We start from the raw sequence: 10791 nt of genomic DNA, 5'->3' as shown, positions 1-10791 counted from the left end.
ATATCAATCATCGCCTTAAATTTAGCGAGGAAAAATAAATCAACTTTCGTTTTCTGATGCAGTAAATGAATGTCCTCATGATGGCGAAGCAGCTCAAGCAAGGCAAAAATCCGCTGGTCTGTCTGTTTTGCTGCCAAATCATATAGCTGCTCAACTGTATATTGTGAGATCGCAGGAAGCTTAAGATCCAGCGTCTTGATATTCAGGGATTTGACTGCTTTAATAAAGGCACGCTCAAAGCTCCGATCAATTGCCATCGCTTCTCCAGTTGCCTTCATTTGTGTGCCTAATGTCCTGTCAATCTGGGGAAATTGTTCGAACGGCCATTTCGGGATTTTCACTACAACATAGTCCAATGCTGGTTCATAGCTTGCATACGTATTGCCGGTTACAGGATTCATGATTTCCGCCAGGTTATAGCCGACAGCTAATTTCGCTGCCATTCTGGCAATTGGATAGCCTGTCGCTTTTGAAGCGAGTGCTGAAGACCTGCTGACCCTTGGGTTCACTTCAATCAAATAATAATTTTTGCTTTCGGGGTCAAGTGCAAACTGGATGTTGCAGCCGCCGATAATCCCTAAGGCAGATATAATTTTAACGGCTGATGTTCTCAGCATCTGATATTCACGGTCTGTCAGCGTTTGGGAAGGCGCAACAACGATTGAATCACCGGTGTGGATGCCGACGGGATCAATATTTTCCATATTACAGATAGCAATACATGTGCCTGCAGCATCCCGCATCATTTCATACTCAATTTCTTTAAATCCGGCAATGCTCCTTTCAACCAAGCATTGATTAATTGGACTCTCATTCAATCCGCCTGTGACAAGTGATGTTAATACCTCCATTGAGGACGCGATTCCGCCACCTGTGCCTCCGAGCGTATATGCAGGACGAACAATTAACGGAAAACCGATTTTCTCAGCAAATTTGATTGCTTCCTCAACTTTCTGAACAACCTCACTTTCAGGAACGGGCTCATTCAGTTCATGCATCAAACTGCGGAAAGCTTCTCTATCTTCTCCCTGCTTGATGCTCTCTACAGACGTCCCAAGCACTTTTACCTTGTATTTTTCAAGGATCCCTTGCTCACTCAACTTGAACACCAAATTCAAGCCTGCCTGACCCCCTAGTGTTCCAAGGATTCCATCAGGCTTTTCAAGTGCAATGACCTTTTCTACACCTTCCACTGTCAATGGCTCAAAGTAAACGGCGTCTGCAAAAACATGGTCGGTCATGACCGTAGCAGGATTGTTGTTTACAAGGATCACTCTGTAACCTTCTTCCTTGAGGGCGATACAGGCCTGAGTACCTGCATAATCGAATTCGGCTGCCTGGCCAATTATGATTGGGCCGGAACCAATGACTAAAACTGATTTAATACTAGTATCTTTAGGCATAGCTGACTTCTCTCCGCTTTTTGTATTTGACTGTTTGGATGAATTCTTCAAATATAAATGTACTGTCCTCTGGTCCAGGACTGGCTTCAGGATGGAACTGTACTGTAAGGAGAGACAGTTTTTCATGGTAAAGTCCCTCGATTGATTGGTCGTTTTTATTGTAAAAACGCACCTTCATTCCTGTTTTGGCGATACTGTGCTGATCAACAGCATAGCTATGGTTCTGTGATGACATGAATACCTTGTCTGCAGTCACATCATAAACAGGCTGGTTTGCTCCGCGATGCCCAAATAGCATCTTCTTGGTATCCCCACCAAGCGCAAGAGCCGCCAGCTGATGTCCAAGGCAGATTCCTAAGACAGGGTAATACTCAATCACTTTTTTAATGTCTTTCAGGTTTCCGGCCAGCTCTTTCGGATCTCCGGGTCCATTTGATAATAGGACGCCATCGGGCTGGAGTGCGGCAATTTGTTTAAAGGTATAATGATATGGGACAATCGTCACAAGGCAATTTTGTTTTACCAAATATTCAGCGATTGATTTCTTGAATCCATAGTCAATTAAAACAATATGCGTATCACCCGAGCCAATTGTTTTAGGTTTAATGGTCGATACTTCCTTTACTTTCAGGCCAGCAATCATGTCACAGCTTAAATCACAGCCAGGCTCATTTGATAGGACCGCTGGCATTGTGCCATTCTGACGGATGCTTTTTACAAGTTCTCTTGTATCCACATGTTCAAGTACCGGTATATCCCATTTCTTTAAATAATCTAAGAATGAATGCTGAGCTTCATAATGATAGGCGGAGCTTGCCGCTTCATAGACAATGACAGCTGCTGCATGAGGCTTCTTGCTCTCAAAGTCATCATCATTTATCCCGTAGTTGCCAATTAGCGGATACGTAAAAACGATGATTTGATTTTTATATGAAGGGTCAGTCAGAACCTCCTGGTACCCGGTCATCCCGGTGAAAAAAACAATCTCTCCGGCAATTCCTTCTTCAGCCAGCTTTCCGTGCAAGTGCCCCTGAAATGTCTTGCCGTCAGCCAGTTGCAGATATCCTTTCATTCGACACCTCTCCAGTTGAATATTTATTTATCAATATTTATTTTTATGCATTTTGTTCTAAAAAATATACAGCCTTACGCTGTGATTGAATGCATGCTTACTGTTTCCTCTATTATTTTAACCGCCTTTTCAATCTCTTCCTGGCTTACATTCAGCGGTGGAAGCAAACGGATTACTTTTTCTCCTGCAGGCAGCGCAACCAGGCCTGCTTTTCTTAAAGCTGCTAGTATCGGCTGGACATCTGTGGTCATTTCAATTCCTGCCATCAGTCCCAGTCCCCTGATTTCTTTTACAATATCCAATTGTCCAAGTCTTTTATGGAGCGATTCAAATAAATAATTCCCTTTAGCTGTTGCTTCAAGTAAAAATTCATCATGAAAAATAATCTCCATCGTAGCTGATGCGGCTGCTGTACTCACCGGATTTCCGCCAAATGTTGAACCATGGCTTCCGGGACCGAAAAATTCCTTCAACTCAGCTTTTCCAACGGCAGCTCCAATTGGCAGTCCACTGCCCAGGCCTTTTGCAACCGTGATAATATCCGGTTTTATTCCAAAGTGCTGAAAAGCAAATGGCTTCCCTGTACGCCCGATTCCTGTCTGGATTTCATCAATGATCAGCAAAGCACCATTTTGCATACATGCTTTTTCTATTTCTTTAAGAAACTCGGAATCTACGACATGGATTCCGCCTTCTCCCTGGATGATTTCAATCATTACCGCTGCTGTTTCGGGTCCAATTTCGTGTTGGAAAGCTTCAAGATCATTGAATGGAAGGTGTACAAACCTTTCTAGCATACTGCCGAATCCTTCCTTGATTTTTTCCTGGCCTGTTGCAGCCATCCCTGCGAATGTCCTGCCATGAAATGATTGCAGGAAGGAAATAATTTTCGTTCGCCCGGTAGCTTTCCTAGCCAGTTTAATTGCTGCTTCATTCGCTTCAGCCCCACTATTGGCAAAAAATACACAATCTAAATCCGCCGCTTCTGCCAGCTTTTCCGCTGCTTCCTCCTGGATGCTTTGTGGAAATAGATTAGAAACATGCCAAAACGATTCCAGCTGATTTTTCACAGCAGTCTCTACAGCCTCGGGCCGATGTCCTAAATTGCATACACCGATTCCTGAAGTGAAATCAAGGTATTCAGTCCCATCTTTTCCATAAATCACAGCACCTGCTGCTTTTTCAGGCTCGATTTCCCATCTTTGATAGGTCGGGAATAAATAGCTCATTTTAAAACCCTCTCTTTTGCGGCAATTGAAGTCCCTTGCCAACTGTTATTTTTATAAAATTGCTTTTTACCAGAAATGATCATTACTTTCTCTACCCCGGAACCTATTGCAGATAAGGCTGACTTCACCTTAGGGACCATCCCGCCATAAATCTGGCCATCTGCAATATAGCTTTCTACTTCTCTCTCATTTACGTCACTGACAATCACACCATCGATAAGAATTCCTTCTACATTGGTTACAAATGCACAGCGTTCCGCCTTTAAGGCTTTCGCAATTGATGCCGCCGCATAATCGCCATTTATGTTCAGCTTGAAACCATCTTCGGCAACTGCGATAGGAGTGATCACCGGAATATACCCTTTCTCAATCGCCATCATGATTAAATCGGTGTTCACAACGGATATAGCCCCAACATACCCTAATCCAGTTTTATCAAGATACTCTCCCTGGAGGCAATCACCATCACTTCCATTAATGCCAAGTGCATTGAATCCATTTTTAATCAGCATTGCACAAAGCTGCCGGTTTGTTTGACCAGATAAAACCATTTCAACGATTCCCATTGTTTTTTCACATGTCACTCGTAAACCATCTTTGAACTGTGCTTTTATTCCAAATAAGTCCAGCATTGCGTTGATCGCTGGTCCGCCACCATGGACAATGACCGGAGAAAAGCCGTCCTCCATCAATTCTCCCAAGCTTTTATAAAAATCGTCAGTCAGCTCTTCCAATACACTTCCGCCGCATTTAATGACTACAATCCTCAAAGAATTCGCCCCTTTATGTGCGATAACTTGCATTTATTTTCACATAATCATATGAAAGGTCGCAGCCCCATGCCATACCAACGCCATCTCCTACTTGAAGATCAACAAAAATTTGCACTTTATCATTCATTAGGTAATCCTTCGCTTCATCCTCGTTAAAAGCAATCGGAGTACTAAGCTTAAGCATATTGATAGGGCCAAGGGCGATATCGACCGTTTTGGGATTTACAGTTGCCTGGCTTTGGCCAATTGCACCAATAATCCTTCCCCAGTTCGCATCTGCACCATACACCGCTGTTTTGACAAGGTTTGAGCCGGCAATCTTTTTTGCGACTATACAGGCCTCTTCATTCGTCAGAGCGCCTTTCACTGACACCTCGATTAATTTCGTTGCTCCCTCGCCGTCCTTTGCGATTTGTTTCGCAAGGCTGGCACAGCTTTCCTTTAACAGTTCAAGAAAAATTGGCCACTCTGGATGCTCAGGATTTAACGGGGCATTCCCCGCAGCACCATTCGCAAGCACAAGTACCATATCATTTGTGGATACATCCCCGTCTACCGTTATTTGGTTGAAGGTGGTGTTCGTCACTTCTTTTAATGCCATAGTGAGATGCTTACTATCAATGGCTGCGTCTGTTGTCAGGAAACCAAGCATAGTTGCCATATTCGGGTGGATCATACCTGAGCCTTTGGCAGCACCGCCAATGACAACCGTCTTGCCATCAATCACAGCAGAATAACAGCATTGCTTCATGACAGTATCCGTCGTAAGGATTGCTGTTTGAAAGGCTTCTGCATCATTATCTGACTTCCCTATTTCGAGATTATCAATTCCAGCTTCTATTTTTTCCATCTGTAAAAATTCTCCGATGACACCAGTTGAAGCAACAGCGACATGATGTTCAGGTATACCTAATTTTAAAGCTGCCAATGACCTCATCTTTAATGCATCCTGATATCCCTGCTCTCCTGTACATGCATTCGCACACGCACTATTGACAACGAGAGCCTGGAGAACACCTTCTTTGGCGATGCTTTCCTGAGTTACCAATAGCGGAGCTGCCTGAAAATGGCTCGTTGTGTAAACAGCTGCACAGCTGCCCGGTGTTTCGCTCACAATCATTCCTAAATCAAGCTTGTTATAACGAAGTCCTGCATGGACACCGCCGCAGAGGAAGCCTTGGGGACTAAGGATGCCTCCATCAATAATTTCTTTAATTAAGTTTTGGTCAGTTAATGCCTGGTACATGTTATCCTCCTTTATGGATACAGGGGTATCAATCCAAGACCTGCTGTCTCCTCTATACCAAACATAAGATTGGCATTCTGGACAGCCTGCCCCGCAGCCCCTTTCATTAAATTGTCGATGACAGAAACGACCGTCAGCCTCCCGGTCCGCCTATCCGCGTGCAGGCCTATGTCACAAAAATTCGAGCCTTTTACTTCTTTTACTGCAGGAAAAACTCCCTCTTTCCTGATTCTGATAAACGGATGGCCATGATAGGTTTGTTCATATAAATCTAGCAATCTTTCCGTATCAACTTCATTCTTCAGCTGAACATACATGGTCGCCATGATTCCTCTTGTGATCGGAATTAAGTGTGTGCTGAACGTAATCGTTACCTGTCCGCCATTCCATTGGCTAAGCTGTTGTTCAATTTCGGGAATATGCTGATGCTCGTTGACTTTATAAATTTTAAAATTTTCATTCAATTCAGCGTATAAAGTACCCATGGAGGGAGACCGTCCCGCTCCGGATACACCTGACTTTGCATCGATAATGATGCTTGACGGATTTATTAACTTTTCCTTAAGTACAGGTGCCAGACCAAGAAGCGTGGCAGTCGGATAACAGCCAGGGTTAGCCAGAACCATTGCATCTCTGATTTCTTCTCTATGCCATTCACTTAGTCCGTATACGGCCTCAGCAAGGATTGAATCATTAACCGGATCATGACCATACCAGGTTTTATATGAATCTCCCTTTTTCAGCCTCAAATCACCCGACAAATCTATGACCTTAATATCTTTATGAAAAAATGAATCTACAAGCTTTCCAGAAACTTTTGAAGGTGTTGCCAGAAAAACTACATCCGCTTCTTCAGCGATTTTTTCAGGATCTATGTTTGTAAGGACTTTATCAAAAATCCCTGATAAGTGTGGATATTCTTCGGATACTGGTTTTTCATCTCTCGTAGTGTGGACTGAATGGATTGTGAAATTTGGATGGTTTGCCAGAAGGCGAATCAGCTCTCCTCCTCCATATCCTGTTGTACCGATGATAGCTGCTTTCACTTTTCTCCTCCTTCCAACAATGTATAAATAACCATAAATATTTATAAATATTAATTATGTTCTTTTTATTATAAGAATTCAATTTTCAAAACGCAACAAATTTATTAACAATATGTGAACAATTCGCAATTTTATTGCTGGCTTAATATGCTTTACAATATAATTATATTAATTATTTATACGGACAGGAGTATAAGTGACCTGCCGTACATGGGGTGGTATTAACATGCAGGCTGCAACAACCATGTCACCAAAGCTGAATAAAGTATTCGAAAAGGTTCACAGGATCAAAAAAATTGAAAAAGGCTCTTTCCTTTTTGAGGAAGGAAATAACGCAACTGAGCTGTATATTATTCAAAGCGGTAAATTTCAGATCAGCAAGATGGTTGCTGATGGTCGTGAACTGACAATCAGAATGTGCTCAGCCGGAGAACTGGTTGGAGAGCTATCATTATTCAGCCCTGCATCAAGCCATTTACTTACTGCGAAAGCTTCTGAGAGTGGAACTGTCGCAGTCATCAAGAAGGAAACACTGGAGAATGAAATCGCGAAGGATAATGCGCTCGCGCTCGAATTGGTAAAATGGCTTTCCCTACAGCACCGAAAATCACAAACCAGATTCCGGGACCTTGTCCTCCATGGAAAGAAAGGTGCTTTGTATTCGACATTAATACGACTGGCAAACAGTTATGGCGTGGAGACGGACGAAGGAATAAAAATTGATGTTTCCTTGACAAACCAGGAGCTCGCCAATTTTTGCGGTACTTCCCGCGAGGTAGTCAACCGACTGCTGAGTGAGTTAAGAAGGAATAACAGCATTTCCATCGATAAGGGCTTCATCACAGTTCATGCATTGAATCGGCTTAAAAGAGAAATTGATTGTGAAGGCTGCCCTGTTGAAGTTTGTAATATTGAATGATGAAGTTTTTTTGTATAGTTGCTTTTGATTTTTTAAAGCAAAAAAGCAGAAGCTGCCAGCATTTTCTGGCAGCTTCTGCTTTTTTATTTGGCTGTGTGAAAGTAGACTGTTGGTTTCCGATCCAATCAACAGGTGCTAAAAAATCAAAATTGAGCTTTAACACAGCCTTTTAGTTAAACAACATGATAATGAAAAACAATGCAGCATTGACAATCTCATAAATTCCTACCTTCATAACAGATACTGGTTTTCCATATAAAACGACCGCCCTAATTAAGCTTGGAACTGCTGCCACTGCAACAGCCTCCTCTCCTGCAGCCAGCCATAAAGCAGGCACCAGGAGATGGTATGTCCATGAGATCCATTTAAAGCTGTGATTCTTCTTTTCACGAATCATGGTTTTTACATAGAGTGTACTTCCTGTGAAAAATAAAATTGAAGCTGCAAATACAAGGACTGCTTCTTCGTTAATCGCAGCGCCTGGCAGATAGCTGCTGGCCAGCCCAGCTATCGAAAAAACAATGATTGCACTGAGGTCATTCATTAGTGCCCGCTCTTTATTTTTTGCTGAAAAATAAGCATTGAGGATGAAGAATGGAATCATCGATAATCCAAAATAAGCAATGGATGGCGTTGTAAATAACGGAACCATTAAAAACAAAAGGGCTGGAATCATATAGATAAGGACCCATTTGCGATAAAAAGGTACTTTCTTCTTTTTAAACATCAATAACAGTGGATATGTTGCTAAATATAATGATACCCAGCCTATGAAAAACGGGACATGCTGCCAGACTATTTCACTTGCCGCTGCTCCCAGCCAGAAAGGTATGATCAACATAGCCCATGCTCCGTGCTGTTTTGGCATAAATAATTTCATGAATCAACACTCCCTTGTTCTTTCCTGACTTAAATATAGAATAATTTCAATATCTAATAAGTGAAGCTTATCACATATCACTTCTCCCTTTATCGAATGTCATTGAACTGTCAAAATACTGTTCTTCTTCATGCATTCTTGAGAACACCAAAAAGGCTGAACCCTTAGATTCAGCCTCTATTTTACGTATTGTATGTTTTTGCGCTGTTAAATTCTAATGATCCTTTAAAAAAGTCTCATTTCGTAATCTAATTGAAATCGGCACTAATATAATTGGCTAACCAGGCAAATCCAGACACATCACTCGTATCAAATGCTGGTATGGCTTGGTCCTTGAGATGCTTTGACAGTCTTGTATCACGATAAAAAACGACTTTTATATCTGGCAGTTTGTCAAGAAGCTCCAGATCTCCCTCATCCCTAAGTATGACTGCCTTTGGATACTTCTCGTTCTTATATCCTTCAACTAGAATCACATCTGGCTTAAAAAATGATAGCATTTCGATTTCTTCTAATAGAGTCCACTGTTTTTGTTCTGCCTGGATAAGGATTCTGCCTTCTCCTTCAACGAGGGAGACAGCCGCACCTGCTGCAATATGGCGCCCTGAATCCTTTGATTCATTAACCTCTGGCTTACCGCCGTGACCATGGTGCTTGACTGTTGCAATTTTCAGCCCGGATGCAGATAAATGCTCTATCAGCTTTAGACTTAATGTCGTCTTGCCGCTGTCCTGATAGCCTGCAACCTGGAAAATGACCGGTTTTACCAAGGCCACTCACTGCCTGTGTGATCTTCAAGCATAAGAACATCAACTTCCATCCCCTGCTCGAAGCCTCTTGTACCGCCAGGAAGGATCATCAGCGAGTTCGCGCCTGCTAAGCTCATGATGATATTTGATTTATCGAGACCGCTCGGAGTTACGACGAGCTTTCCATCCTTGATTGTCAATGCGCTTCTGACAAACCTTGTGAACGGATTTGCTTTTGGGAAATTAGCGTCAAGAATTGCTAATTCCTTTCTTAGATGCGGCAGCTGTGAGAATAGCATAGTCCTGATAATTGGGCGCGCAAACAGTTCAAAGCCTACATAACAGGCGGACGGATTTCCGGATAGTCCAAATAACAGCTTTCCATCCAGCTGAGCTACAGTTGTTACGCTGCCTGGTCTCATCGCTACTTTATTGAAAAGAACCTCGGCACCCATCTTGGCATAAATTTCAGGCAGATAATCATAATCTCCTACTGAAACACCACCAGTGGTGATGAATAAATCGACATCCTCTATTGCCTTACTGACCGCTTCGAAGCATGTATCGAAATCGTCAGGCAGCTGTCCAAAGTATTTCACTTCTGCACCTGCACGCAGGATTTGAGCCGAGATCATATAGGAATTGCTATTCCGGATTTTTCCGGGCTCAAGAGGTTCATCAACTTCTAGCAGCTCGGTTCCAGTTGCATAAAGCCCGATCACCGGTCTTTTCGCTACAGGAACTTTTGCATACCCGAATGTAGCTAGCATTGCCTGGATTCCTGGATTGATAAAAGTACCTTTTTTGACAAGCACTTCCCCCTCCTTCGCATCCTCGCCGCGGTACGAGACATTATCACCCTTATTATGCTTGCGCTTTGTTTCCATATATTTTTTTCCGTCTCTCTCGACTTCTTTTGCCAATTCAAACATGACAACCGCATCAGCACCCACTGGCATTTGTGCTCCTGTCATGATCCTCACTGCGTGAAAAGGACCGAGTTCTTTATCTGTCAGCATGCCTGCTCCTATATGGTCCACGACCTCAAACTCAACGGCCTCAGATTGCGAAGCACCCTGTGTGTCAATCGAACGAACTGCATATCCATCATACGGTGCCCTGTCAAAATGCGGGACATCGCTTGTCGCTTTCAGGTCCTCTGACAGATAGCGACCGTAGCTTTCATTAATCGAAACGTACTCAGTCGAGCCATTTTTCTTATGTTCCATGACCCTCTTTACGGCCTCTCCAATTGGAATAGGGTTTCTTTTCTCTAACATATAATCAGCTCCTATTGCAGGTTAAAACTTATCTTCGCTCTTTTCGTGTATCTTGCATTTTTACTTAGGCTCTGTTAAACAAGGCTGTTGATTTTCGTTCCAGGCGCTTCGCTTTCCGCGGGGCTGGCGCTGAGCCTCCTCGTCGCTTCGCTCCTGCGGGGTCTCACCTGACCAGCTAAGCCCGCAGGAGTCTT

The 10791-nt window shown here is 43.0% G+C and carries 10 protein-coding genes; 1 reads left to right on the top strand and 9 read right to left on the bottom strand.

Annotation, left to right across the window (positions count from 1 at the left end; all coding sequences use genetic code 11):
* The 6 genes from WB217_RS01355 to argC all read right to left on the bottom strand — a co-directional run.
* On the bottom strand, positions 1-1403 hold a 1403-nt coding region (locus tag WB217_RS01355), incomplete at its 3' end, for a carbamoyl phosphate synthase large subunit (protein ID WP_423989938.1).
* A complete protein-coding gene (locus WB217_RS01350) occupies positions 1396-2475 on the bottom strand; it encodes a carbamoyl phosphate synthase small subunit (RefSeq protein WP_423989936.1) in 1080 nt (359 codons plus the stop codon). The genes WB217_RS01350 and WB217_RS01355, both read right to left, overlap by 8 nt.
* Before the next feature lie 74 nt (positions 2476-2549).
* Positions 2550-3704, bottom strand: a complete 1155-nt coding sequence (locus tag WB217_RS01345) for an acetylornithine transaminase (protein ID WP_423989934.1) — start codon at positions 3702-3704, stop codon at positions 2550-2552.
* Entirely contained in the window at positions 3701-4474 is a 774-nt protein-coding gene (gene argB, locus WB217_RS01340; protein ID WP_423989932.1) for an acetylglutamate kinase, read from the bottom strand. The genes WB217_RS01345 and argB overlap by 4 nt, the downstream gene beginning before the upstream one ends.
* A 13-nt stretch (positions 4475-4487) precedes the next feature.
* The gene (gene argJ, locus WB217_RS01335) at positions 4488-5723 is read right to left on the bottom strand and encodes a bifunctional ornithine acetyltransferase/N-acetylglutamate synthase (protein WP_423989930.1); all 1236 of its coding nucleotides are present in this window, start codon (positions 5721-5723) and stop codon (positions 4488-4490) included.
* Positions 5724-5734: 11 nt separating this feature from the next.
* Entirely contained in the window at positions 5735-6769 is a 1035-nt protein-coding gene (gene argC, locus WB217_RS01330; protein WP_423989928.1) for an N-acetyl-gamma-glutamyl-phosphate reductase, read from the bottom strand.
* A gap of 226 nt (positions 6770-6995) precedes the next feature.
* Here argC and WB217_RS01325 point away from each other — a divergent pair, with 226 nt between their 5' ends.
* Complete coding sequence (locus WB217_RS01325) at positions 6996-7688, top strand: Crp/Fnr family transcriptional regulator (RefSeq protein WP_423989926.1); 693 nt, start codon at positions 6996-6998, stop codon at positions 7686-7688.
* A 169-nt stretch (positions 7689-7857) separates the two neighbouring features.
* Here the strand turns inward: WB217_RS01325 and WB217_RS01320 are convergent, their stop codons facing one another.
* From WB217_RS01320 to glp, 3 genes are all read right to left on the bottom strand, one after another.
* Positions 7858-8568 (bottom strand): YwiC-like family protein, encoded by a 711-nt coding sequence (locus WB217_RS01320; protein ID WP_423989924.1) that lies wholly within the window; start codon positions 8566-8568, stop codon positions 7858-7860.
* A gap of 248 nt (positions 8569-8816) precedes the next feature.
* Positions 8817-9344, bottom strand: a complete 528-nt coding sequence (gene mobB, locus WB217_RS01315; RefSeq protein WP_423989922.1) for a molybdopterin-guanine dinucleotide biosynthesis protein B — start codon at positions 9342-9344, stop codon at positions 8817-8819.
* Positions 9332-10597, bottom strand: a complete 1266-nt coding sequence (gene glp, locus WB217_RS01310; RefSeq protein ID WP_423989920.1) for a gephyrin-like molybdotransferase Glp — start codon at positions 10595-10597, stop codon at positions 9332-9334. The genes mobB and glp overlap by 13 nt, the downstream gene beginning before the upstream one ends.
* Positions 10598-10791 lie beyond the last annotated feature (194 nt).

This window comes from Mesobacillus sp. (assembly GCF_049588175.1).
Taxonomy (GTDB): domain Bacteria; phylum Bacillota; class Bacilli; order Bacillales; family Cytobacillaceae; genus Mesobacillus.
This window is presented reverse-complemented; position numbering and strand designations above follow the sequence as displayed.

Excerpts from the sequence above, each read along its gene's own strand:
- WB217_RS01350 (WP_423989936.1), bottom strand. The coding sequence starts at position 2,475 with ATGAAAGGATATCTGCAACTGGCTGACGGCAAGACATTTCAGGGGCAC.
- WB217_RS01345 (WP_423989934.1), bottom strand. The coding sequence starts at position 3,704 with ATGAGCTATTTATTCCCGACCTATCAAAGATGGGAAATCGAGCCTGAA.
- argJ (WP_423989930.1), bottom strand. The coding sequence starts at position 5,723 with ATGTACCAGGCATTAACTGACCAAAACTTAATTAAAGAAATTATTGAT.
- WB217_RS01325 (WP_423989926.1), top strand. The coding sequence starts at position 6,996 with ATGCAGGCTGCAACAACCATGTCACCAAAGCTGAATAAAGTATTCGAA.
- WB217_RS01320 (WP_423989924.1), bottom strand. The coding sequence starts at position 8,568 with ATGAAATTATTTATGCCAAAACAGCACGGAGCATGGGCTATGTTGATC.
- glp (WP_423989920.1), bottom strand. The coding sequence starts at position 10,597 with ATGTTAGAGAAAAGAAACCCTATTCCAATTGGAGAGGCCGTAAAGAGG.